Raw genomic sequence first — 22638 nt, forward strand, 5'->3', positions numbered from 1 at the left:
TCCCCTCAGTCGTCCACGTGATCGATGACGCGGCCTGCGCCCGGAGAGCCCGGAGAGCCCGGAGCGCCCGGAGCGCCCGGAGAGCCGGGCACATCGGGGGAGTCCGGGGTGCCGGCGGAGCCGGCGCCGTCGGGCAGCTCGGTGAGCGCCGGAGCGGCCGCGGGCGTGACGGGGGAGGTGTCGTGCGTCGCGTGGTCCCGGCCGGCGTTGGCGATGAGCACCGCCGAGTACGGCAGCACCACGGCGGCGGCCACGAGCGCCCAGCGGACCCAGCCGTCGACCAGGACGGCGCCGATGATGCAGACCACGCGGATCGACATCTGGATGAGGTAGCTGCGCGTGCGGCGTGCCTGGTCCACCGCCAGCGGCTCGGGGGCCGAGGTGATGGAGGGTACCGGCTCGCTCATTCCGCCAGTCTACGTGCGCGGGGAACCCGCAGGGCACGCGCCAGGCGTGCCTCGACACGCGCGGGCGGGTTGTAGGAAACCGACAAGGACCAGTGGATCACTGTGGCCCGCCGCGCGCGGCGCGGTTCCGACGCGCGGGGTAGCGTCGCAGCGGACCTGGGACGAGACCCGGGTCTCCCCAGGAATCCGGCCGCAGCCCCAGCCCCGCGCGGCCTCCATGCGAAAGCACCGTTCCAGCATCGAGGAGCCTCAGGTGACCACCACGCCCGCCACTCAGAGCATCGCCGACACCACCGGCCGGGTAGTCGTAGTGACGGGTGCCGCTCGCGGCATCGGCCGCGCCATCGCCGAGCGTTTTGTGGCCGACGGCGACCGCGTCGCCACGATCTACCGCGGCGGCGACCTGCCCAAGGGCGTTGAGGGCTATGTGGCCGACGTCACGGACACCGCGGCCGTCGACGCCGCGTTCACCGCCATCGAGGCGGACCTGGGCCCGGTCGAGGTGCTGGTGGCCAACGCCGGCGTGACGAAGGACCAGCTCCTCATGCGGATGAGCGACGAGGAGTTCGAGTCGGTCGTCGACGTGAACCTCACCGGGACGTTCCGCTGCGTGCGCCGCGTGTCGAAGGGCATGATCCGGGCCCGGAAGGGCCGCATCGTGCTGCTGGGCTCGATCGTCGGCATGTCCGGCGGGCCCGGCCAGGTCAACTACTCCTCGTCCAAGGCGGCCCTGGTGGGCATGGCCCGCTCGATCACCCGTGAGCTCGGCGCGCGCGGCATCACCGCGAACGTCGTCGCGCCGGGCTACGTCGAGACCGACATGACGGCCGCGCTGTCCGAGGACCTGCGCAGCGGCTACCTCAAGACGATCCCGGCCCGCCGCTTCGCCGCGCCGGACGAGGTGGCGGCAGTGGTCGCGTTCGTCGCGTCCGAGGCCGCGGGCTACGTCTCGGGTGCGGTCATCCCCGTCGACGGTGGGCTCGGGATGGGGCACTGACCCGTACTCTGACGCCGCTACCTGCGGTTTCGCCCGTACATATCCAACACTCTCGACATGAAGTACGGCGCGGAGTTTCGTTCCACGCCGTGATCCGCATTACGCTCGCACCCAGCGCAGGGGTCGCCTTCGGCACGCCTGCGCCTGATCGGAAGGACAACATGGGTCTCCTCGAAGGTAAGAAGCTGCTCGTCACGGGCGTGCTGACGGACTCGTCGATCGCATTCCACGCCGCCCGGCTCGCTCAGGAGGAGGGCGCTGAGGTCGTGCTCTCGTCCTTCGGGCGGCAGATGAAGCTTACCCAGGCCTTCGCGAAGCGCCTGCCGGTGGAGGCTCCGGTGGTCGAGCTGGACGCCACCAGCCAGGAGAACCTCGACGCGCTGGCGGACGCCGTGCGCGCGGAGGGCTTCGACCGCCTCGACGGCGTCGTGCACTCGATCGGGTTCGCGCCGCAGTCCGTCATGGGCGGCAACTTCCTGTCGGGCACCTGGGAGGACGTCGCCACCGCGCTGCACGTCTCCACGTTCTCGTACAAGTCGATCGCCGTGGCCGCCCAGCCGCTCATGACCGACGGCGGCGCCGTCGTCGGCCTGACGTTCGACGCGCAGTTCGCCTGGCCCGTCTACGACTGGATGGGCGTGGCCAAGGCGGGCCTCGAGTCCGCGAACCGCTACCTGGCGCGAGACCTCGGTCCCGAGGGCATCCGCTGCAACCTCGTCTCGGCAGGGCCGATCCGGACCACCGCCGCCAAGTCCATCCCGGGCTTCGCGACGATGGAGGATGCCTGGCCGACCCGAGCCCCGCTCGGCTGGGACCAGACCACCGCGGAGCCGGCGGCACGTGCCGTGTGCGCGCTGCTGTCGGACTGGTTCCCGGCTACCACCGGTGAGATCGTGCACGTCGACGGCGGCGTGCACGCCATGGGTCAATAGATGGGCAGGAGGCACTGATGGGCAGAGCGTCGGGCACGGAGCCCACTACGTCGCCGGTGCGGCGACTGGTGTTGCTCCGGCACGCGAAGGCGGAGCCGGCGTCGGAACTTCCCGACGAGAAGCGGCCGCTCGCCCTGCGTGGCCGGGACCAGGCAGCGAAGGTCGGTGCGGCTCTGGTCGCGTCCGGTCTCGTGCCCGACGCCGTCCTCGTCTCCGGGTCGCTCCGCACGCGGCAGACCTGGGACCTCGCGCGCAAGCACCTGGGCGATCCGCCGGTGGCCTTCACCGACGACCTGCTGGGCGCGATGCCCCGCGGGGTGCTCGCGCTGGTGCGTGAGCTCGACCCCGCGGCCCGGACCGTCCTCGTGATCGGCCACGAGCCCGCCATGGCGGGTACGGCCGAGCTCCTGGCCGGCCCGGGCTCGGAGGACGGCGCCGTCGCGCAGGTCCGCGTCGGCGTCCCGACGGCGACGTACTCGGTCCTGGAGGCCGACCTGGCCTGGTCGGACTGGGACCGAAAAACGGCCCGCCTGACGGAGGTAACCCGCCCGAACGCCTGACCCGCCAACAGCCCCCGGCGCCGGGGGCGGTTGAGGTCAGAGGAGGTCGAGGACGGCGTCCAGGCGGCCCTCGATCGAGTGCGGGGCCTGCTCGCGGACCACGGGCTTGGCGTTGAACGCCACGCCCACTCCCGCGATGGCGATCATGCCCAGGTCGTTCGCACCGTCGCCCACGGCGACCGTCTGCTCCAGCGGGATCCCCAGCTTCTCGGCCCACTCGCGGAGCGTCGCTGCCTTGGCCTCCCGGTCGATGACGGGGCCGATCGTGCGGCCGGTCAGCACGCCGTCGGCGACCTCGAGCCGGTTGGCCCGCACCAGCTCGATCCCCAGCTCGCTCGCGATCGGCTCGACGATCTCCGCGAACCCGCCCGAAACCAGCCCGAACTCCCAGCCGCGGGCGTGACACTCGGCGACCAGCTCGCGGGCCCCCGGCATCAGCTCCACCGCCGCGCGCACCTCGTCCAGCGCCGTGACGGGGACGCCGGCCAGGGTCGCCACCCGCTCCCGCAGGGAGGCCGCGAAGTCGAGCTCACCCCGCATCGCGCGCTCGGTGACGGCGGCGACCTCGTCCCGGGTGCCCGCGTGCTCGGCGATCAGCTCGATGACCTCCTCGCGAAAGAAGGTCGAGTCCACGTCGGTCACGATGAGTCGCTTCACGCGCACCAGTGTGCCGGAGTGCCTCGCTGGTCCGCCCCGCCGTCCACTTCCCGCGAGGGCGAGCGGCGAGCGTAGGGGTAGTCGCTCTCTGAGCACTCAGAGAGCGACTACCCCTACGCTCGCCCCGTCGCCCCTCGCAGGCGCCTAGTCGACGATCGTGCCCTTCGGGACCACGACCAGGCCCGACTCCGTCACCGTGAATCCCCGCGCGCGGTCCTCGTCGTGGTCCACGCCGATGCGGGCCCGCTCGTTGATGATCACGTTCTTGTCGACGATCGCCCGGTGCACGTGCGCGTACCGGTGCACCTGGACGTCGTCCATCAGTACCGAGTTGGACACGTTCGACCACGAGTGCAGGTGCACGCCGGGGGACAGCACCGACCCGGCCGCCTGCGCACCCGAGATGAGCACGCCCGGCGACACTATCGACTCCGCCGCGTGCCCCATCCGCCCCGGCCCCGCGTGCACGAACTTCGCCGGCGGCAGCCCCGTGTACCCCGTGTAGACGGGCCACTCGTTGTTGTAGAGGTTGAAGACGGGGTGCACGGCGATGAGGTCGGTGTGGGCGTCGTAGTAGGAGTCGAGGGTTCCGACGTCGCGCCAGTAGTCGCGGTCGCGGTCGGTCGAGCCGGGCACGTCGTTGTGGATGAAGTCGTACACGCCGGCGGTGCCCTCGGCGACGAAGGCGGGGACGATGTCGCCACCCATGTCGTGCCGCGAGTCCGGGTCGGCGGCGTCCTTGGTGACGGCCTCGACCAGCGCGTCGGCGTCGAACACGTAGTTGCCCATGGAGGCGAGGACCTCGCCGGGGGAGTCGGGCAGGCCCGTGGGGTCGGTCGGCTTCTCCAGGAACTCGCGGATCTTCGAGGGGTCGCCGGGGTCCACGTCGATGACGCCGAACTGGTCGGCCATGCCGATCGGCTGCCGGATCGCGGCGACCGTCGCGCGCGCCCCCGACTCGATGTGCGCGTCCACCATCTGGGAGAAGTCCATGCGGTAGACGTGGTCGGCGCCGACCACGACCACGATGTCGGGGCGCTCGTCGTCGATGATGTTCAGGCACTGGTAGATCGCGTCGGCGCTGCCGAGATACCAGTGCTTGCCGACGCGCTGCTGCGCCGGGACGGGCGCCACGAAGTTCCCCAGCAGCGGCGACATGCGCCACGTCTTGGAGATGTGGCGGTCCAGGGAGTGGGACTTGTACTGCGTCAGCACGACGACGTGCAGATAACGCGAGTTGACGATGTTGGACAGGGCGAAATCGACCAGACGGTAGATGCCGCCGAAGGGCACTGCGGGCTTGGCGCGGGCGGCGGTCAGCGGCATCAGCCGCTTTCCCTCGCCGCCGGCGAGGACGATCGCAAGGACGCGGGGGGCGGAAGCCATACGGTGAGATTAAGGCTTTTCGCACCGATACGTCAGGTGGCGCGCTGTGACTTCCGGCGCGCTAGGTTTGCACCGTGTCCGACGTCGCCCCCGCCCCCGCCCACCGCCCAGCCCCCGGCCCCGTCCCGGACGCCGCCCAGCGGCCCTCGGACACGCTCCGTGTGGACCTGCTGACCCGCGAGTTCCCGCCGCACGTGTACGGCGGCGCGGGCGTGCACGTGGCCGAGCTGGCCGCGGTGCTGGGGCAGCACGCGGACGTGCGGGTGCGCTGCTTCGACGGCCCGCGCGACGCCGCGACCGAGGCGTCCGGCGTCACCGGCTACGCCACCCCGGCCGCCCTGGCGGGCGCGAACGCGGCGCTGGCCACCCTGGGCACGGACCTCCTGATGGCCGACGACGTCGCGGGCGCCGACCTGCTCCACTCCCACACCTGGTACGCCAACATGGCCGGCCACCTCGGCGGCCTGCTGCACGGCGTGCCGCACGTCGTCACCGCGCACTCCCTGGAGCCGCTTCGGCCCTGGAAGGCGGAACAGCTCGGCGGCGGCTACGCGCTCTCCTCGTGGGCGGAGCGCACCGCCTACCTGGGGGCCGCGGGCGTCATCGCCGTCTCCGCGGGCATGCGGGCCGACATCCTGCGCGTCTACCCGGAGCTCGACCCGGAGCGCGTGCACGTGGTGCACAACGGCATCGACCTGTCGGGCTGGCGGCGCCCCGACGCCGGCGACGCCGCAGCGCAGGCCGCGGCCGAGGCCACGGTGCGCCGGTACGGGATCGACCCGGAGCGGCCCGCCGTCGTGTTCGTCGGCCGCATCACCCGCCAGAAGGGCCTGCCGTACCTGCTGCGAGCCGCCGCCGAGCTGCCGCCGGAGGTGCAGCTCGTGCTGTGTGCCGGCGCGCCCGACACGCCCGAGATCATGGCCGAGGTCCGGGCCCTCACCGCGGGCCTGCGGGAGTCCCGCACCGGCGTCGTCTCGATCGAGGAGATGCTCCCGCGACCAGACCTCATCGCGGTCCTGGCCGCGTGCACCGTCTTCGTGTGCCCGAGCGTCTACGAGCCGCTCGGCATCGTGAACCTGGAGGCCATGGCCGTTGGTCTGCCCGTGGTGGGCACGGCCACGGGCGGCATCCCCGAGGTGGTCGACGACGGCGTCACCGGCCTGCTGGTCCCCATCGAGCAGGCCGACGACGGCACCGGCACACCGCTGGACCCCGAGCGCTTCGTCGCCGACCTCGCCGCCGCGCTCACCCGCGCGGTGACCGACGCCGAGGGAGCAGCGGTGATGGGAGCCGCCGGCCGCCGTCGGGCCGAGGAACACTTCACCTGGTCCGCGATCGCGGACCGCACCATGGACGTCTACCGGCAGGTGCTCGCGCAGGCCTGAACGGTCCCAAGAGGCTCAGGCGACCCGGCCGTAGGTGGCCGCGCTCATGGCGTGGCGGGCCGTGCGGTCCACCTCGCGCAGTGCCGTGGAGCGCTGGTCGACCTGCCAGACGTTCACGGCGCCGCCGTCGTCCACCGTGCCCAGGGCGACGATCGCGCGCAGGCGCGCGGCGAGGTCGAGCACACGGGCGCGCCGGCCGTCCAGGTGCGGCACGGGCCACGACGACGTGGTGGCGGACCGGATCCGCTCGATCGCGTCGGCGGCGTCGTCGCGCCAGCGGGCGACGTCGAGCTGGTCCAGGGCGTCCGTCGCGGTCATCAGGCTCGTGCGCAGCTCTCGCTCGGCGTCGGCGATCGACCCGACGGTGCCGAGCACGAGGGTGGTCCACTCGGGGACCGCCAGCACCTGCCACGTCACCATGTGCCCCGGCTCGATGTGGCTGCCGAACGCCTGGACGCGCGGTATCGCGGCCCAGCTCCCGGCGGGCGTCGTGATCACCACGCACTCGCCGGCTTCGGTGGCCTCGTGGTTGGCCACGGCGGGGACACCCGCCGCGTCGCCGGGTGCGGGCAGCAGCGCGCAGACCTCGCGCGGCCCCGTCGTCCAGGCGGTGAAGAGGGTGTCGAGGTCGGTTCCGTCGGCAAAGCCGGCTAGCCCCTCCACGGTGTGCGGCTCGTCGTCGCCCACCACGGACTTCACGGCGTCCGAGGTGTCGCCTATGCCCTGCAGCCACAGGGCAAGCAGCACGCTCCGAGGGAGGTCCTGATCGGTGTCCACCGCAGAACTGTAAATGACTCCTCCTCAGGTAAGGTCGTAGCCCATGAGCTCGGTTCTCCAACTCGCGGGCGTCACCGTCCGTCGCGGCACCTCCACCATCCTTGATTCCGTGGACTGGCAGGTGAACGAGGGAGAACGGTGGATCGTTCTCGGTCCCAACGGCGCGGGCAAGACAACTCTCCTCCAGATCGTCGCAGCGCGCCTGCACCCGACGTCGGGCACGGCCACCGTCCTGGACTCGACCATCGGCAAGGTCGACGTGTTCGAGCTCCGCCCGCGCATCGGCATCTCGAGCGCGGCGCTCGCCGAGCGGCTGCCGACGGCGGAGTCGGTGCGCGACGTCGTGCTGACCGCCGCCTACGGCGTGACCGGGCGCTGGCGCGAGAGCTACGACGAGCTCGACGAGCAGCGGGCCAAGGACCTGCTGGCGGCGTTCGACGTCGACCACCTCGCCGACCGCACCTACGGCACCCTCTCGGAGGGCGAGCGCAAGCGCGTGCAGATCGCGCGTGCGCTCATGACCGACCCCGAGCTGCTGCTGCTCGACGAGCCCGGCGCAGGCCTCGACCTGGGCGGCCGCGAGGAGCTGGTGGGCGCGCTGTCCGAGCTCGCGAGCGACCCCACCTCGCCCGTGCTGGTGCACGTGACGCACCACGTCGAGGAGATCCCGCCGGGCTTCACGCACCTGCTGCTCATGAAGAAGGCAGGCATCCAGGCCGCCGGTCCGATCGAGGAGGTCCTCACCGCGGACAACCTCTCGGCGGCGTTCGGGATCCCGCTGGTCGTGGCGCACGGCGGCGGGCGCTGGCTCGCCCGTGCCGCGCGCTGACCGACGCCGAACCGCGCGGCTCCGCCTCGCCGATCCGCTCGGCTCCGCCCCGCAGATCACGGAGGACCGCCGCGCTGAAGCTGAAATGTTCGGCGCGCTAAAGAAAACTGGTTGAAACACCGATTTTGCTACCGCAGTGTCAGTGGTCCTTGGTAAAGTCCGGGCAAAGGTCCGAGGTAGCGGCAAATTCACCGCGAGGACCCGTCGTCGGAGAGGTTCCGGCGGCGACCGGTCGCCAGCCGGAGTGGACGCTCGGAGGGAGCACCCATGGCGTGGTTGTGGTGGGTAGGTGCGGCGCTGATTTTCGCGCTGATCGAGCTCTTGTCGTTGGACTTCGTCTTCATCATGTTTGCGGGCGGCGCGCTGGCCGCGGCCGTCGCGAACGGAGCCGGTGCCGACCTGTGGGTGCAGGCCATCGTGTTCGTGGTCGCGTCGGTGGTGCTGCTCGTGACGCTCCGGCCCACGCTGATCCGACACCTGCGCAACAACACGCCGAAGGCGCCCACCAACGCGGAGGCGAACATCGGCCGTACGGCGTCGGTGGTCCAGGAGGTCAGCACCGCATCGGGGCTGATCAAGCTCAGCGGAGAGGTGTGGAGCGCGCGGGCCGTGCCCGGCTCGCCCCTGCTGTCCGCCGGCACTAGCGTTCGTGTCGTCCAGATCGACGGCGCGACCGCCGTCGTCGAGCCGGAGTAGCTGCCTGGCGCCTGGGCGCGCCTTGAAGAAGGCGTGCCTTGAAGGCGTGCCTTGAAGTAGTCCCAGCGTGAAGAAGTTCCGGACAGCCCAAGCCAGAAGCTTGCTGTTCAAGTCAGAAGCGTGGCTGTTCAAGTCAGAAGCGTGATAAACCGTCCGTGCGGGCCAAGGCGCCCGCGTAAGGAGACGTCGTGGAGTCATTCGGGCAAGTCCTGCTCTATCTGATCATTGCCCTGGTCGTGATCGTCGGCATAGTCGCGGTGATCCGTGCCGTGCGGATCGTTCCTCAGTCGGTGGCGCTCGTGGTCGAGCGCCTGGGTCGGTACTCGAAGACGCTCGACCCGGGCCTGCACGTGCTGGTGCCGTTCGTGGACCGGGTCCGCGCCGGCGTGGACCTGCGTGAGCAGGTCGTGTCGTTCCCGCCCCAGCCCGTGATCACCAGCGACAACCTGGTGGTCGAGATCGACACCGTCATCTACTTCCAGGTGACGGACGCCAAGTCCGCGGTCTACGAGATCGCGAACTACATCACGGCCATCGAGCAGCTCACCGTCACTACCCTGCGTAACGTCATCGGTGCGATGGACCTGGAGCAGACGCTCACCAGCCGTGACCAGATCAACGGCCAGCTGCGTGGCGTGCTCGACGAGGCGACGGGCCGCTGGGGCATCCGCGTGAACCGGGTCGAGCTCAAGTCGATCGACCCGCCGCCCTCGATCCAGGGCGCGATGGAGCAGCAGATGCGCGCCGAGCGTGACCGCCGCGCCGCGATCCTCACCGCGGAGGGCATCAAGCAGTCGCAGATCCTCACCGCCGAGGGTGAGAAGCAGTCCGCGATCCTCAAGGCCGAGGGTGACGCCCAGTCGCAGATCCTGCGGGCCGAGGGTGAGTCGCGCGCGATCCTCCAGGTCTTCGAGGCCATCCACCGCGGCGACGCCGACCCGAAGCTGCTGGCCTACCAGTACCTGCAGACGCTCCCGCAGATCGCGCAGGGTACGTCGAACACCACCTGGGTCATCCCCACCGAGTTCACCGCGGCGCTGGGCAGCATCGCCCAGGGCTTCGGCGGCGGTGCCGGCCCGGCCGGCCCGAGTGTCCCGCCGCCCTCGGGCGACCGCCCCACCGGTCCGCGCGAGCCCATCGACTCCGTGCTGGACGAGCCCCTGCTGCAGGACCCGAGCGAGGCCCTCGCCGAGGCGCAGCGCCAGGCCGAGGCCGCGGTGGCCGACGCAACGAGCGCGGGCACCCGGTCGGGCGAGCCGTTCGACCCGGGCTCCGAGCGCGGGCAGCGCCCCGACGGCGGCTCGACGCCGCCCCCGCCGGTGCCCCCGGCACCGCCGGCCGGCTGACCGCCGCGCCCGGCCGGCGACGGCCGAGCTGAGCCGGCCCGTCGTCAGCAGCTGGCAGAAGCCCTCCGGTGCTCGCACCGGGGGGCTTCTGGCGTCCCGGGATCTGCTCACCGAAACTCTGCTCCCAGAATAATGAGTTGCGGAGTGAGCGCTCACTCATTTAGTGTCGCGGCATGGACAGTGCACGACGCCGGGCGGCCCCCATGGCACCCGAGGACCGCAAGGCGGCCATCATCGACTCGGTGCTCCCGCTGGTCGCGGAGCGGGGGAACGACGTGACCTCGCGCGAGCTGGCGCAGGCCGCCGGCGTCGCGGAGGGCACCCTGTTCCGGGCGTTCGGCGACAAGCTCGAGCTCGTGGGTGCCGTCGCGGTCGAGGGTCTGCACCGGGCCGCCGCGCCCGAGGAGACGCTGGCCGAGCTCACCGCCATCGACTCCGGCCTCCCGCTGGAGCGGCGGCTGGAGCTCGTGATCGAGACGGGCCGCGACCGCATGGCCGAGGTCATGCGGTGGATGTCCGTGCTGCGGCACCTGCGGGTCGCCCTGCCCCCGTCCCACGACGACGCCACCCGCAAGAGCATCAGCGAGTTCCGCAACGTGCTCATGGCCCAGCGCGCGAGCCAGCACGCGGCTACCGTCGAAGGCATCACCGCGGTCCTGGCGCCGGACCTGCACCGCCTGCGGGTCCCCGTCGAGGTCGCGATCTCCCTCGTCGAGGCAGCCATCGCCGGCACCCACTCGCGGCTCGACAACCTGCTCCCGGCGGTTCCCCCCGATGTCCTGGCCGACGCCCTGGTGAACGGCCTCGCCGGCCCCGAGCCCGGCTCCTCAGCCCCCCAGAACTGAACCCCCAGCCCCGAAGGGAACTCTTTTCATGCTTGTCACGCTTGCCCGAAAGTACTTGGGCCCGTACCGCTGGGCGGTGGTCGCGGTGCTCGTCCTGCAGCTGGTGCAGACGCTCGCGGCCCTGTATCTGCCCAGCCTGAACGCGGACATCATCGACGACGGCGTGGTGGTCGGCGACATCGGCCACATCTGGAGCACCGGCGGCTGGATGCTCGTCGTGTCGCTCGGCCAGGTCGTCGCCTCGGTGGTCGCCGTCTACTTCGGCGCCCAGGTCGCCACTGCCTTCGGCCGGGACCTCCGGCGCGACCTGTTCCACACCGTCCAGACGTACTCCGCGCGCGAGATGGCCCGGTTCGGTGCGCCGACCCTGATCACGCGCGGCACCAACGACGTGCAGCAGGTCCAGATGACCGTGCTCATGACGTTCACCATCATGGTGATGGCCCCGATCATGCTGGTCGGCGGCGTGATCCTGGCGCTGGCGGAGGACGTCACGATGTCGGGGCTGCTGCTCATCATCGTGCCGGTGCTGGCCGCGTCGGCGGGCGTCATCGTGTGGCGCATGGTGCCGCACTTCCGGCGGATGCAGAAGCGCATCGACGCCATCAACAGCGTGCTGCGCGAGCAGATCACCGGCCTGCGGGTGGTCCGCGCCTTCGTGCGCGAGCACCGCGAGAAGGAGCGCTTCGGCACGGTGAACGAGGAGCTGTTCGACACCTCGCTGCGCGCCGGCCGCCTCATGGCGCTCACCTTCCCGGTGGTCATGCTGATCATGAACATGTCGTCGGTGCTCGTCCTGTGGTTCGGCGCGCACGAGATCGAGGCGGGGGGCATGCAGATCGGCTCCCTGACGGCGTTCCTGAGCTACCTCATGTACATCCTCATGGCCGTGATGATGTCGACGATGATCTTCATGATGATCCCGCGCGCCGCGGTCGCGGCGGAGCGCATCGGGGAGGTCCTGGACACCGACCCGTCCGTCGTCGACCCGGAGTCCCCGGTCGCCCTGCCCGGGGCCTCGGCCACCCAGAACGGCTCGCCCGACGGCGACGGTGCCGGCCCCCGCGGTCGGATCACCTTCGAGAACGTCGAGTTCCGTTACCCGGGCGCCGAGGAGCCCGTGCTGCACGACCTGACGTTCGCGGCCGAGCCGGGCCAGATCACGGCGATCATCGGCTCCACGGGCGCCGGCAAGTCGACGCTGCTCAACCTGGTGCCGCGCCTGTTCGACGCGACCGGCGGCACCGTCCGCGTGGACGGCATCGACGTGCGGGACCTCCTGCAGCGCGATCTCGGCTCCCTGATGGGGCTGGTGCCGCAGAAGGCGTTCCTGTTCACCGGGACCGTCGCGGACAACCTCCGGTACGGCAAGCCCGACGCCTCCGAGGAGGAGATGTGGGCGGCGCTCGAGGTGGCGCAGGCGCGCGACTTCGTCGAGGCGCTGCCCGACGGCCTGGAGTCCGTGGTGGCGCAGGGTGGCTCGACGTTCTCCGGCGGGCAGCGGCAGCGGCTCGCGATCGCGCGGGCAGTGATCCGCAAGCCCCGCATCTACCTGTTCGACGACAGCTTCTCCGCCCTCGACTACGCGACCGACGCGCGGCTGCGGGCGGCTCTACGGCCACAGACCGCTGACGCGACGGTGATCGTCGTCGCGCAGCGGGTGGCGACCATCCGCGATGCCGAGCAGATCCTGGTGCTCGACCACGGCCGCATCGTCGGCCGCGGCACGCACGCGGAGCTGCTGGCCGACAACCCGACGTACCAGGAGATCGTGACGTCCCAGATGAGCCTGGAGGAGGCAGCGTGAGCGCGGAAGAAGACAAGCCCCAGGGCAGCACGGCCGCACCGGCGGCGCCGGCGCGCGGTCCCGGCGGACCTGGTCGCGGTCCGGGCGGCGGCGGGCCGATGGGCATGGGTATGGGCATGCCCGTGCAGAAGCCGATGGACTTCAAGGGCTCGATGCGCCGGTTCGCCGGTTCGCTGCGGCCGGAGCGCCTGAACATCGTGATCCTCATGGTGATGGGCATCGGGTCGGTGGCACTCACGGTGCTGGGGCCCAAGCTGCTCGGCAACGCGACGAACGTGATCTTCGCGGGCGTCGTGGGCGCGCAGCTGCCCTCGGGTGTGAGCACCGAGCAGGCGATCGAGGGCCTGCGCGCGCAGGGCCAGGACCAGATGGCCGACCTGCTCTCGGGCGTGGTGGGCGTCGTGCCGGGCCAGGGCATCGACTTCACGCTCCTGATGCAGACCCTCGGCTGGGTCGTGGCCGCGTACGTCGGGGCGTTCCTGTTCGGCTGGCTGCAGGCGCGCATCACCGCCGGCGTCGTGCAGCGGACCATGCGGGACCTGCGCGACCAGGTGGAGGCGAAGCTGCACCGCATCCCCCTGTCGTACGTGGACAAGCAGCAGCGCGGCGAGATCCTGTCCCGCGTCACCAACGACATCGACAACGTGGCCCAGACGACCAACCAGACCCTCGCTCAGCTCGTGACGGCCGTGCTCACGGTGATCGGCGTGCTCGGCATGATGTTCTGGATCTCGCCGGTCCTGGCCCTCGTTGCGCTGGTGACGGTGCCGCTGTCCGTGATCCTGACGGCGCAGATCGCCAAGCGCAGCCAGCCGCAGTTCGTGGAGCAGTGGGCGGCCACGGGGCGCCTCAACGCGCACATCGAGGAGTCGTTCACGGGCCACGCGCTCGTGAAGGTCTACGGGCACCAGGAGACCACCGCCGAGGCGTTCGCCAAGGAGAACGGCGCGCTGTACTCGTCGAGCTTCAAGGCGCAGTTCATCTCGGGCACCATCCAGCCCGCCATGGGCTTCCTCGCGAACCTGAACTACGTGGTCGTGGCGGTGGTCGGCGGCCTGCGGGTCGCGTCCGGCACGCTGTCGCTGGGTGACGTGCAGGCGTTCATCCAGTACTCGCGCCAGTTCACGCAGCCGCTCACGCAGGTGGCCGCGATGATGAACCTGCTGCAGTCCGGCGTCGCCTCCGCGGAGCGGGTGTTCGAGCTCCTGGACGCGCCGGAGCAGTCGCCGGACCCGGCCGAGTCGCAGAAGGTGGAGCCGGTGCGCGGGCACGTCGCGTTCGAGGACGTCACGTTCTCCTACACGCCGGAGCAGCCGCTCATCACCGGCCTGAACCTGGTCGCGGAGCCGGGGCAGACCATCGCCATCGTCGGCCCCACGGGCGCCGGCAAGACGACCCTGGTCAACCTCCTCATGCGGTTCTACGAGGTGGACGGCGGGCGCATCACGCTGGACGGCGTCGACACGCGCGACATGTCGCGCGACGACCTGCGCTCCTCGGTCGGGATGGTCCTGCAGGACACCTGGCTGTTCAAGGGCACCATCGAGGAGAACCTCCGCTACGGCGTGCCCGACGGCGCCACGGTCGGCGAGGAGGAGTTCCTCGCCGCGACCCGGGCCACCCACGTGGACCCGTTCGTGCGGACGCTGCCCGACGGCTACGACACCGTCGTGGACGAGGAGGGTTCGTCGGTCTCGGCGGGCGAGAAGCAGCTCCTCACGCTCGCGCGGGCCTTCCTCGCCGACCCGGCGATCCTGGTGCTCGACGAGGCGACGTCGTCCGTGGACACCCGCACCGAGGTGCTGGTGCAGGAGGCGATGAACCGGCTGCGCAAGGACCGGACGTCGTTCGTCATCGCGCACCGGCTGTCCACGATCCGCGACGCCGACGTGATCCTCGTGATGGAGCACGGCGACATCGTGGAGCAGGGCTCGCACGAGGACCTGCTGACGGCGAACGGCGCCTACGCCCGGCTGTACGCGAGCCAGTTCGCGGCCCCGGTCGTCGAGGAGGCTGCGGCGACGTGACCGGCGGCCGGCGACCCCTGGCGGTCACCAGCCGCACTCGATGTTGACCATGCGGTTACTCCCGGAAACGCGACCGTTCCGGGAGTAACCGCATGGTCATGTCTTTGGGTACTCGCCAGACGACTACCTCGGCAGATGACTACCTCGCGGGGGCCGCCGCGTGCGGGTCGGTGGCGTTCAGGGTTGCCACCACCGTGTCGTAGTCACCGCGGGCCTCGCCGTAGCGCAGGAACTTGACCCGCTCGACCTGGATCTCGTGCGCGTCCGGCTGGGACTCCAGGAGCGACATCACCTCGTCTACGAACTCGTCCAGCGGCATGGCGTGCGGGTCGGTGTCGTGACCGGGCATGAGCTCGGTCTGGACCGACGGCGGCACAAGCTCCACCACGGACACGCTGGTCCCGCCGAACTGCAGCCGGATGCTCTCCGACAGCATGTGGATGGCGGCCTTGGTCGCGTTGTACGACGGCGTGATGCGCAGGGGGCTGAAGGCGAGCCCCGACGAAACGGTGACGATCGTCGCGTCCGGCCGGCTCTGCAGGTGGTTGGTGAACGCGGCGATCAGCCGGATGGGGCCGAGCACGTTGGTCGTCACGATCGCCTCGGCGTCCGGGAGGAACGTCGGCGTGCGCCAGTTCTCGGCGCGCATGATCCCCGCCATCGGGACCAGCACGTTCACCTCGGGGAACCGCTCGATCACCTCTGCGGAGGCCCTGACGATCGAGTCGGGGTCGCTGGTGTCGATCACCACGGTGCCGAAGCCGTGCTCGGCGGCCAGGGCGTCCAGCGCGGCGGCGTTGCGCCCGCCCACGATCACGGTGTTGCCCCGGGCCTGGAGGCGAGTCGCGAGGGCGAGGCCGATGCCGCGAGTCCCGCCGGGGATGAAGACGGTGTTACCGGTGATGTTCATGCCACCACCGTGCGTCCCGCGCGCCTACGGCGGGAGAGACCCGGTGAACCAGGGACCGGCGATCCCTGGCTCACCTCGGCCGCACGACGCACGATGGGCACATGAACCGCGCTGCCCTCGCCGACTTCCTCCGCCGACGCCGCGAAGCCCTGCGCCCGTCCGACGTCGGACTGGTGCCGGGGCCGCGCCGTCGGGCACCGGGCCTGCGCCGGGAGGAGGTCGCCGCCCTCACCGGGATGTCCGTGGACTACTACGCGCGGCTCGAGCAGCAGCGCGGGCCGCAGCCGTCGGAGCAGATGCTCGCCGCGCTCGCGCGGGCGCTCCGGCTGACCGTCGAGGAGCGCGACTACATGTTCCGGCTCGCCGGGCACGGCGTGCCGCGCCGCGCGCCGCTCGACTCCCACGTGGCGCCCGCCCTGCTGCGCGTGCTCGACCGGCTGGAAGACACCCCGGCCCTGATCCTGACGGGCCCGGGCGAGACGCTCGTGCAGAACCGCCTCGCCGAGGCGATCTTCGGCGCGCCGCCGGCCAGCGGCCTGGGCCGTAGCTCGGTGTACCGGTGGTTCACCGATCCGGACTCCAGGAACGTGTACCCGCCCGACGACCACGAGCGGCAGGGCCGTAGCCAGGTCGCCTCCCTGCGGGCCGCGCACGCGGCGGCCTGTCCGGGCTCGTTCGCCGACGACGTGCTGCGCGCCCTCCTGAGGGAGAGCCCCGAGTTCGTCCGGGTGTGGGAGCTGCACGAGGTGTCCCGGCGGTTCGAGGACCACAAGACGCTGGTGCACCCCGAGCTCGGCCGGATCGATGTGGACTGCCAGCCGCTGTTCACCGAGGACCAGTCCCAGGCCCTCCTGGTCCTGACCCCGGCGCCGAGCAGCGAGGCGGAGGAGAAGATCCGCCTCCTGGCGGTCTTGGGCCACGAGACGTTCGCGTAACTGGCCGCCGGCCGCCGCCATGCGCCCCACTGCGTTACGGTCCGCCCGCCGAACCGCAACTTCCCCGTGTCCTGCTTTGCCGAACCGCAACGACACGCCGGTGCGGTGCGAAACTTCGGCGTGTCGCTTCGGTTCGACGAGCGGGCGCGTAGGTAACTTGCGGTTCGGCGTGGGTGGGCGGTGGGAGGATCGTCCCGTGCACGACGACGACCGCTGCCCCTGCCTCTCCGGCGACACCTACGGCGCCTGCTGCGGGCGCTACCACTCCGGCGCCGCGACCGCCCCGACGGCCGAGGCGTTGATGCGCTCGCGGTACTCCGCGTTCGCCGTCGGCGACGGCGCGTACCTGCTGGCGACGTGGGCGCCGGAGACCCGGCCGGACACCGCCGGGATCGGCGACGAGCAGTGGCGTCGCCTCGACATCCACCGCACCGAGCGGGGCGGCCCGTTCGACACCACCGGCGTCGTCGAGTTCACGGCCTACTACCGCTACCCGGCCACCGGCGAGCGGGGCAGCCTGCACGAGACCAGCCGCTTCGTCCGCGAGGGCGGGCGTTGGTACTACGTCGACGGCGCCCGGGAAGCCCACGACCGCTAGGTCCGCCGCCGACCGAAGCGAGTGTGCACCCGCTTCGTGGTTGCGCCACATCGAGTTGACTCGTCGCGGACGGCCCTGCTTGGCTGGGCCGCCGCCGCCGAAGAGGAGCCTTCTTTGACCACCCTGCGCAGCATCAGCCCGGATGAGACAGACCTGCTCAGCGAGGGCGAGACCGCGGAGAAGGCCGCAAGCCTGCGGGCATATGTGGACGGTCAGCTCGAAGCCGGCAGCATCCGGCCCGAGTGGTGCTTTGTCGCCGAGCGCGAGGGCAGGCAGTTCGGCAGCGCTGCGCTCTACGCCCTGCCAGGCGCGGACGTGCCGGCGTCGGTCGCGCTGCTGGAGACCTCCTGGGAGGAGCCGGCCGCCGGGCCGGAAGTGCTCCGGCTGGTTGCCGCGAAAGCCCGTGACCTCGGTGCCACCGAGCTGGAGTACGCGCTGGACACGCCGCCGAGCGCACCGCGGTTCCAGTACCACCCGGCCGAGCGGGAGGCGGCACTGCGCGCCGCCGGTTTCCGGCTCCTCCGGGACGGGATGCGCTGGCGGTGGACCACCGGTTCACCGGTGATCCCGCAGGACGACCGGCTCACCTTCCGGCCGCTTCCGGAGGTCGGCCGCGAGACCTTCGTGGACGTGCTGGGACGCACGATGGAGGGCACCGCCGACACCGACCTGGCCGACGGTGTCGCCAAGTACAGCCTGCGCGGCGCCGGCGAATGGATCTTCGACCTGATGGCGAAGTTCGACCACCGTGACGAGTGGTTCGAGATCGGCTTCGCCCCCGACGGCAGCCCCGCCGCGGTCAGCATGCCGGCACGCAATCCCAGCGTGGCCGTCATCGGGCACGTCGGCGTGGTCCCCGAGCACCGTCGCCGCGGATACGCCACCGCCGTGGTCGCCCGCGGTGTCGCCGTCCTCGCTGCGGCCGGGGCCACGTCCATCGTCGGCGACTGCGATGCCGCCAACACCGGCATCGCCCGCGCCTTCGCCACGAACGGCTTCGACAACTTCGTCAGCCGCCGCGAGTTCGGCCTCTCCCTCGCATAGCGGTCAGATCCAGCCTTCCTCCCAGGCGTGGTGGGCGGCCGCGTGGCGCGTGGCGACGCCGAGCTTGGCCATCGCTGACGACAGGTAGTTGCGCACGGTCCCCGGCGCGAGGTGCACGGCGGCCGCGATGTCCGCCACGGGGGCGCCGGTGCGCGCCTCCCGCAGGACCTCCAGCTCGCGGTCCGTCAGCGGGCACTCGTTCTCCGTGAGCGCGGACGCCGCGATCTCCGGGTCCACGTACCGGTGCCCGACGGCGACGTCGCGCACGATCTGCGCGAGCCGCGCCGCCGGCGTCGACTTGGGCACGAACCCGCTCACCCCGGCGGCCAGCGCCCGGCGCAGGACGGCGGGGCGGGCGTGCCGCGTGACGATGATGATCCGGGGCGGCGTGCCGTCGGCCCGGGCCAGGATCTGCCCGGCCGCGTGCAGCCCGTCGGTGGGCGGCATCTCGAGGTCGAGCACGGCGACGTCCGGCCGGTGCTGCTCGGCGAGCCGCACCGCGTGGGTGGTGGTGGCGGCCTCGGCCACGACCTGCAGGTCGTCCTCGAGGTCGAGGAGGGCGCGCAGCGCTCCGCGCAGCAGCTCCTCGTCGTCGGCCAGCAGCAGGCGGATCATCCGGCCACCGTCGCGGTGACCACGAAGCGGTCGTCGTCGCTGACCCAGGACAGGCGCCCGCCGACGGCGTCGAGCCGCTCCGCGAGGGACGCGAGCCCCGTGCCGTCGCCGGACCCAACGGCGCGTGGGCCGGTACCGGCGGGTCGGTCGGCGGCCCGCGCCCCGGCCCCGGCAGGTCCGTCGCCAGCCCGGATGCCGGCCACGGCGGGTCCGTCGCCAGCCCGGACGCCGGCCCCGCCAGGTCCGTCGCCCGGCCCGGCCCGACGCGCGCCGTCGTTGTCGATCACGAGGCGGGCGCCGGCGTCGTCGGGCACCAGGACTATCGCCGCGCGGGTGGCGCTGCTGTGCCGCAGCACGTTGGTGGTGGCCTCGCGCACCACCAGGCCGAGCAGGCTGCGCGGCGCCTGGGGGAGGGATGCCGCGAGGCCCGCGTCGACGTCGGCCCGGACCGTCACGCCCGCCGCGGCCAGGACCTTGGATGCGTTGGCGATCTCTGCGGAGAGAGTGGTCCGCCGGTAGCCCTGCACCAGGGCGCGGGTCTCGCGCAGGGCGTCCCCGGCGAGCTGCTGCACCTCGCGCATCTGCTCGGCCGCCCGCGCCGGGTCGGCCTGCGCCAGGCGCGCCGCGAGCTCGCTCTTCAGGGCGATCACCTGGAGGTGGTGGCCCTGGATGTCGTGCAGGTCGGCGGCGAACCGGAGGCGTTCGTCCGCGACGGCGAGCTCCCCGGCGAGGCGCCGGGCGTCGTCGAGGCGGGCCGCCACCTGCCAGCCGTGGAGCATGCCGAGCATGGCCGGGCCGAACGCCACGACCATCAGGGCGGGCATCCACGTCGCGTGCGCCACGCGGGGCTCGCCCATGGCCAGGGCCGTGACCAGGCCCACCGCCGGCAGGACGACCAGCGCGGCGCCCAGCACGAGCCACGCCCGGCGGGCGGGCAGGAACAGGACCAGTACCGAGATGGTGGCGGCGGGCGCGATCGACCAGATCCCGAAGTTGCCGACGGCGAGCGGCACCGCGGCGGCGACCGCCGCCGCGCAGCCGGCGGTCGCGAGCCAGATGGCCGACGGCGCCTCGTCCCGGATCCGCTGCCCCAGCAGGGCGCCGCACGCCACGATCGTGGCCGCCGTCGACAGACCCGTGACGGCGCGCACGCCGGCATCGACGTCCGGGTCCAGCACCCAGTCGCCGACGGCGAAGCCCAGCACGGACGCGACGGTGCCCGCGAGGCCCCACCAGAGGTTGCGGCGGAGACTCACGAGGCCGCTGCCGCCGTCGTCCGCGACGGTCCTGGTGGCGCTCATGCCGCCCATCCTGCCAGCGCCGACGCCCCTGAGGGGCGGCCTGCGGGTCCTGCATGACATCTGTCATGCGAGGTCGTGACATGTGCCCGCGCGCGGGTGCGGTCCGGCACTACTGGCCCCGGACGCCGTCCGACAGCGTGGAGACCAGCGGCGAGGAGCGCCGCCGGAGCGAGGAGACGGCGATGACGGAGACGACAGGTCGGGCCGCGGCGGGGCAGGCGCGCGTTGCGCACGGGACCAGGCACGGAGCGGTAGACGGGACGGGGCACGGGACGGGGCACGGGGCCGGCCACGGGGCCGGGAACGGGGCGGGGAACGGGGCGGGAGGTGGGGCCACGGACGGGGCAGGGCACGGGACGGCGCACGGGACGGGGCAGGGGACGGCGTCCAGGGAGGGGGACGGGGCGGCGGACGTGGCTGCGCCCGGGCCTGGGCCCGCGACAGTGCCCGCGACAGAGCCCGTGACGCGGGGGCGCAAGGTGCTGAGGTTCGTCGTGCACCTGGCCGAGATGGTCGTGGTGATGGTGCTCGGGATGATGCTGCTGGCGCCAGTGTGGGACTGGGCGGGCGCGGCCCTCGGGATCGAGGCGGTGCTGGGCCGGCCTGACGTCGCCGCGGCAGTGATGGTGCTCGACATGGTGGTCGCCATGACCGCCTGGATGCGCGTCCGGGGGCACGGCTGGGCCGCCACCTGGGAGATGAACGCGGCGATGGCGGCGCCGTTCGCGGTGCTGCTCGTGCTGTTCTGGACCAGCGTCGTCACGGCGAGCGACATGATGCTCTGGGGGCACGTGCTGATGGTGCCCGCGATGGCGGGAGCGATGCTGCTGCGGCGGGCCGAGTACACGGAGCACGTCCACGGCTTCCACCGGGTGCGGCCGGCGCACCGGTGACCCACCGGTGGCGGGGCACAGGTGACGGGGCACAGGTGACAGGCAGCTCGTAGCCGGACGCCGATGACCGGCCGCTGACAGCGACAAGCGACGATGAGCGGGACCCCGACGGCCCCGCTCATCGTCGCTCGCTCGTCAGCGCAGACGCTCGTCAGCGCAGGGGAGCGGTCACAGGGTCCAGCGCTGGTTCGCGCCTCCGTTGCACGCGTACTGCGTCAGCCGCACGCTGTTCGCCGTCGACGAGCCCGGCACGTCGAGGCACTTGCCCGAGTGCCGCGCCACGATCTCGACGTAGCCGCCGCTCACGCTGCGCAGCTGCCACTGCTGGTTGGTGCCGCTGCCGCACGTGTACTGGATGACCGCCGCGCCGTCGGCCGTCGAGGCGTTGTTGACGTCCAGGCACTTGCCCGAGTGCTGCGCGACGAGGTTGTAGTAGCCGTTGCCGAGGTCGTGCATGGCCCACAGCTGGTTGGCCGCCCCGCCGCAGGTGTACTGGATCACCTCGGCGGCGTTCGCCGTCGAGGCGCTGACCACGTCGACGCACTTGCCGGAGCTCTGGTTCACGATGTCCGTGGCGCCGCTGCCTGCGTTGCCCGCGTTCGGGTCGACGTTGTCGCCCCAGGCCCAGCGCAGGCGGTTGGCTCCGGACGCGTTGCGGACCGTGAGCGAGAGGTTGGTGCCGCTGCCGCCCTTGATGTACATCGAGTAGCCGTCGTAGCCGATGGTTCCGGGCTTGCCGCCGATCGCCGGCCAGTAGGTACCGCCCATCTGGTTCTCGCGCATGACGTCGGTGACCGCGCGGATGTGCCGGACGAAGTTGTCGGAGCTGTTGGGGTCGCCGTAGTTCAGGCCGCTGTTCATGGCCGCGCCGAACTCCGTCATCACGGCGCGGGAGGCGCAGCTGCCCAGGCGGGTGATGACGTGGTTGCGCCAGCCCTCGTAGGTGTTGGTGCCGTAGAAGAACGCGTAGTGGTGGTAGGACAGCAGCGTCCCGCTGAAGCGGCTGTCGTTGCACACGTCCCGCAGGTCCTGGCTGTAGCCGGTGCCGCCGATCAGGACCCGGCTGGGCACCGCGGAGTAGTGGTAGTCGAGCCAGTCGGCGGCGACGTCGCGCCACTCGGCGGAGCTGTAGCCGTGCGGCTCGTTCATGGGCTCGAAGTAGACGTTGCCGTTCGACCCGTACTGCGACGTCACGGTCGACCACATCGTGTTCCACGCGGCGTAGTCGGTGACCCGGCCGCCGGAGGCGGCGCCGTCCTCCCAGTAGGCCAGGATGACCTTGAACCCGCGTGCGGTCGCCGCGTCGATCGCGCCGCGGTAGTTGTTCCACCAGGCGGTGCCGACCGTGTGCGTGTTGACGGGCAGGCGGACGGTGTTGACGCCGAGCGTGGCCGCCATGTCGTCGTACACGGCGTTGGCCTTGGCCTGCACGGTCGCGTAGCTGTCGGAGCTGCTCAGCCCGTCGAGGACGAGCGGCCCGGTGCTGAAGTTGTCGCCCAGCACCGCCCAGTTCATGCCGCGGAACTGGCTGGTGGCGGCCGTCGCCGGGGTGGCGAGGGACAGTGCGGTGATCGGCAGCAGGACCAGGACGGCCAGCATGCTGACCAGCCTCCGGTGCAGGGGCTGTCGGGTGGGCGGAGCGGTGCGGTGGTGGCGGAGTGCGTTCATGGCGTCGACCTATCTCGTGCGTC

Annotated in this window: 22 protein-coding genes; 14 read left to right on the forward strand and 8 right to left on the reverse strand. The window is 71.8% G+C overall.

Going from position 1 to position 22638, the window contains the following annotated elements; genetic code table 11:
• Positions 1 to 5: 5 nt before the first annotated feature.
• Positions 6 to 407 (reverse strand): DUF3099 domain-containing protein, encoded by a 402-nt coding sequence (locus tag C8K30_RS27450; protein WP_233257518.1) that lies wholly within the window; start codon positions 405 to 407, stop codon positions 6 to 8.
• Positions 408 to 660: 253 nt separating this feature from the next.
• Between C8K30_RS27450 and fabG the strand changes: the two genes are divergently transcribed.
• The 3 genes from fabG (at position 661) to C8K30_RS27465 (ending at position 2896) form a co-directional block, all read left to right on the forward strand.
• The gene (gene fabG / locus C8K30_RS27455; RefSeq protein WP_108496085.1) at positions 661 to 1404 is read left to right on the forward strand and encodes a 3-oxoacyl-ACP reductase FabG; all 744 of its coding nucleotides are present in this window, start codon (positions 661 to 663) and stop codon (positions 1402 to 1404) included.
• A 161-nt stretch (positions 1405 to 1565) separates the two neighbouring features.
• Positions 1566 to 2336, forward strand: coding sequence for an enoyl-ACP reductase FabI (gene fabI / locus C8K30_RS27460; protein ID WP_108496086.1), 771 nt, complete (start codon positions 1566 to 1568; stop codon positions 2334 to 2336).
• 17 nt (positions 2337 to 2353) lie between these two features.
• Complete coding sequence (locus C8K30_RS27465; RefSeq protein WP_108496087.1) at positions 2354 to 2896, forward strand: histidine phosphatase family protein; 543 nt, start codon at positions 2354 to 2356, stop codon at positions 2894 to 2896.
• Between the two features lie 36 nt (positions 2897 to 2932).
• Here C8K30_RS27465 and serB read toward each other — a convergent pair whose 3' ends face one another.
• Positions 2933 to 3559 (reverse strand): phosphoserine phosphatase SerB, encoded by a 627-nt coding sequence (gene serB, locus C8K30_RS27470; RefSeq protein ID WP_108496088.1) that lies wholly within the window; start codon positions 3557 to 3559, stop codon positions 2933 to 2935.
• A gap of 138 nt (positions 3560 to 3697) precedes the next feature.
• Complete coding sequence (gene glgC, locus C8K30_RS27475) at positions 3698 to 4939, reverse strand: glucose-1-phosphate adenylyltransferase (protein WP_108496089.1); 1242 nt, start codon at positions 4937 to 4939, stop codon at positions 3698 to 3700.
• A 161-nt stretch (positions 4940 to 5100) separates the two neighbouring features.
• Here glgC and glgA point away from each other — a divergent pair, with 161 nt between their 5' ends.
• Entirely contained in the window at positions 5101 to 6324 is a 1224-nt protein-coding gene (gene glgA, locus C8K30_RS27480; RefSeq protein ID WP_199230742.1) for a glycogen synthase, read from the forward strand.
• A 15-nt stretch (positions 6325 to 6339) separates the two neighbouring features.
• On the opposite strand, the gene C8K30_RS27485 is transcribed toward glgA, so the two are convergent.
• Positions 6340 to 7101 carry a hypothetical protein gene (locus C8K30_RS27485; protein WP_108496090.1) on the reverse strand — a complete coding sequence of 254 codons (762 nt, stop codon included), beginning with the start codon at positions 7099 to 7101 and terminating at the stop codon, positions 6340 to 6342.
• Between the two features lie 43 nt (positions 7102 to 7144).
• On the opposite strand from C8K30_RS27485, the gene C8K30_RS27490 reads away from it, so the two are divergent.
• From C8K30_RS27490 to C8K30_RS27515, 6 genes are all read left to right on the forward strand, one after another.
• The gene (locus C8K30_RS27490; RefSeq protein ID WP_108496091.1) at positions 7145 to 7930 is read left to right on the forward strand and encodes an ABC transporter ATP-binding protein; all 786 of its coding nucleotides are present in this window, start codon (positions 7145 to 7147) and stop codon (positions 7928 to 7930) included.
• Positions 7931 to 8197: 267 nt separating this feature from the next.
• A complete protein-coding gene (locus tag C8K30_RS27495) occupies positions 8198 to 8626 on the forward strand; it encodes an NfeD family protein (RefSeq protein ID WP_108496092.1) in 429 nt (142 codons plus the stop codon).
• 188 nt (positions 8627 to 8814) lie between these two features.
• Entirely contained in the window at positions 8815 to 9972 is a 1158-nt protein-coding gene (locus tag C8K30_RS27500) for an SPFH domain-containing protein (protein ID WP_108496093.1), read from the forward strand.
• A 173-nt stretch (positions 9973 to 10145) separates the two neighbouring features.
• The gene (locus tag C8K30_RS27505; RefSeq protein WP_108496094.1) at positions 10146 to 10817 is read left to right on the forward strand and encodes a TetR/AcrR family transcriptional regulator; all 672 of its coding nucleotides are present in this window, start codon (positions 10146 to 10148) and stop codon (positions 10815 to 10817) included.
• A gap of 28 nt (positions 10818 to 10845) precedes the next feature.
• Positions 10846 to 12624: an ABC transporter ATP-binding protein gene (locus tag C8K30_RS27510; protein ID WP_158281141.1), complete on the forward strand. Its 1779-nt coding sequence runs from the start codon at positions 10846 to 10848 to the stop codon at positions 12622 to 12624.
• A gap of 116 nt (positions 12625 to 12740) precedes the next feature.
• Entirely contained in the window at positions 12741 to 14651 is a 1911-nt protein-coding gene (locus C8K30_RS27515) for an ABC transporter ATP-binding protein (RefSeq protein WP_108496200.1), read from the forward strand.
• A gap of 139 nt (positions 14652 to 14790) precedes the next feature.
• Here the strand turns inward: C8K30_RS27515 and C8K30_RS27520 are convergent, their stop codons facing one another.
• Positions 14791 to 15561 carry an SDR family oxidoreductase gene (locus C8K30_RS27520; protein WP_108496095.1) on the reverse strand — a complete coding sequence of 257 codons (771 nt, stop codon included), beginning with the start codon at positions 15559 to 15561 and terminating at the stop codon, positions 14791 to 14793.
• A gap of 101 nt (positions 15562 to 15662) precedes the next feature.
• On the opposite strand from C8K30_RS27520, the gene C8K30_RS27525 reads away from it, so the two are divergent.
• The 3 genes from C8K30_RS27525 (at position 15663) to C8K30_RS27535 (ending at position 18138) form a co-directional block, all read left to right on the forward strand.
• Positions 15663 to 16496: a helix-turn-helix transcriptional regulator gene (locus C8K30_RS27525; RefSeq protein ID WP_108496096.1), complete on the forward strand. Its 834-nt coding sequence runs from the start codon at positions 15663 to 15665 to the stop codon at positions 16494 to 16496.
• Between the two features lie 196 nt (positions 16497 to 16692).
• Positions 16693 to 17094: a YchJ family protein gene (locus C8K30_RS27530; protein ID WP_108496097.1), complete on the forward strand. Its 402-nt coding sequence runs from the start codon at positions 16693 to 16695 to the stop codon at positions 17092 to 17094.
• Between the two features lie 114 nt (positions 17095 to 17208).
• Positions 17209 to 18138: a GNAT family N-acetyltransferase gene (locus tag C8K30_RS27535; protein ID WP_108496098.1), complete on the forward strand. Its 930-nt coding sequence runs from the start codon at positions 17209 to 17211 to the stop codon at positions 18136 to 18138.
• 3 nt (positions 18139 to 18141) lie between these two features.
• Here the strand turns inward: C8K30_RS27535 and C8K30_RS27540 are convergent, their stop codons facing one another.
• Complete coding sequence (locus tag C8K30_RS27540; RefSeq protein WP_108496099.1) at positions 18142 to 18753, reverse strand: DNA-binding response regulator; 612 nt, start codon at positions 18751 to 18753, stop codon at positions 18142 to 18144.
• The gene (locus C8K30_RS31735) at positions 18750 to 20054 is read right to left on the reverse strand and encodes a sensor histidine kinase (protein WP_108496100.1); all 1305 of its coding nucleotides are present in this window, start codon (positions 20052 to 20054) and stop codon (positions 18750 to 18752) included. Before C8K30_RS31735 ends, C8K30_RS27540 begins: the two co-directional genes overlap by 4 nt.
• A 65-nt stretch (positions 20055 to 20119) precedes the next feature.
• On the opposite strand from C8K30_RS31735, the gene C8K30_RS31065 reads away from it, so the two are divergent.
• On the forward strand, positions 20120 to 20947 hold the full coding sequence (locus tag C8K30_RS31065) for a hypothetical protein (protein WP_199230735.1): 828 nt from the start codon (positions 20120 to 20122) through the stop codon (positions 20945 to 20947).
• A gap of 168 nt (positions 20948 to 21115) precedes the next feature.
• On the opposite strand, the gene C8K30_RS27560 is transcribed toward C8K30_RS31065, so the two are convergent.
• Positions 21116 to 22615 carry an RICIN domain-containing protein gene (locus tag C8K30_RS27560; RefSeq protein ID WP_108496101.1) on the reverse strand — a complete coding sequence of 500 codons (1500 nt, stop codon included), beginning with the start codon at positions 22613 to 22615 and terminating at the stop codon, positions 21116 to 21118.
• Positions 22616 to 22638 lie beyond the last annotated feature (23 nt).

The sequence above is a fragment of the Promicromonospora sp. AC04 genome (assembly GCF_003058225.1).
In the GTDB taxonomy this organism is placed as follows: domain Bacteria; phylum Actinomycetota; class Actinomycetes; order Actinomycetales; family Cellulomonadaceae; genus Promicromonospora.